Here is a 1,064-nt window from a genome sequence, read left to right as displayed (position 1 = left end):
TGATCGGAGAATCCCTAGCCGCCGTCTCAATCTCGATGTGTAGGATTTTGAATTCCTACACACGAACCTTTGCCGTCTTATCCTTCTTGCCGTTTGGTAAGTTCAAATCCCTGCGCATAAACAAGGTTGAACGTGTCTACCAAATTCATTATTTCTTGGTCAGGCAGGCTGGCGGGAACTGTCAGTACCGGTTCGCCACCCGCACCTCGCACTGTAGCAGTACGGGGACTCGACTTCCGATCAATCCGAATATCATTGGGGTTTACGAGGTAAAAAAAATTGGTCATGTGCTTCTTCCGTGATTGCTGATAGAGTTTGAAAACTGAGTAGTTGACGCTGAGAGGAAGGTGATTTCTATTCAAATTCCGCACCGAAGATCCAGAAGCGTTTAAGCATAAGCCTGTTTGTTTCAGTTTCGCGTACTGTTATTTCTGGCGTTTCCGAACGCACGTGCTGAGGGGCGGCCCTTATTCCTGTTTGCAGCAAGACGTCTGACACGGTGTTCCTCTTGTCCAATAACGTAGCGAGGGTTGTGATGCTCCGGTGGCGCAATGCTTTCAGGCTTTCAGGTTCAATGGGAAAAGCCGTATCGAAGTGAGGAGGCTCCTCAGTCAAACTTTGCGCTTCTTGGAGTATCCTGTAGGCATCCAGATTGCTGCTCCAATTATTAATTCCTACCATTGAACTTCTCCTTGAATAAAAAGTCTTACTGGCCCGCTAGGGTCAAATCATTTCATTGCATTCCATTGAGGATCACAAAGCGCTGTAACTGAATTACGGTCTTCTGTAATCCCACCATCTACAAGTCGTCTCTTTTTCGCAATTTTTCCGTAACACAGGCCTTGGTTAGCGTAGCCAGCGATTTGGTTCCATCAGCAATAGGCCCAGAGAGTCTTTATTGATCTGCATCAAAAAAGCATGAAATTTGAGGCTCAAGGGTACCTATGACATCGCTTATCAGCGATAACGACCAAACGTAAAGTCGCACTGTTGCTGCATCGTGTTTTGCTACGTGCTTTAATCGGAATGCTACATCCACCGCTGTTGAGGGCGATGACCCGTTC

Annotated in this window: 2 protein-coding genes; one reads left to right on the top strand and one right to left on the bottom strand. The window is 46.9% G+C overall.

Features of this window, described 5'->3' with window-relative positions:
* Positions 1 to 302, top strand: a 302-nt coding sequence (locus ALO64_RS26005; protein ID WP_217996280.1) for a hypothetical protein, incomplete at its 5' end; no start/stop codon positions are given.
* A gap of 52 nt (positions 303 to 354) precedes the next feature.
* On the opposite strand, the gene ALO64_RS25310 is transcribed toward ALO64_RS26005, so the two are convergent.
* The gene (locus tag ALO64_RS25310) at positions 355 to 681 is read right to left on the bottom strand and encodes a hypothetical protein (protein WP_044345804.1); all 327 of its coding nucleotides are present in this window, start codon (positions 679 to 681) and stop codon (positions 355 to 357) included.
* Positions 682 to 1,064 lie beyond the last annotated feature (383 nt).

Source organism: Pseudomonas meliae (assembly GCF_001400515.1).
GTDB classification, from domain to species: Bacteria; Pseudomonadota; Gammaproteobacteria; order Pseudomonadales; family Pseudomonadaceae; genus Aquipseudomonas; species Aquipseudomonas amygdali.
Note: the sequence above shows the minus strand (reverse complement) of the source record. Positions and strands in the feature narration are given on the sequence as shown.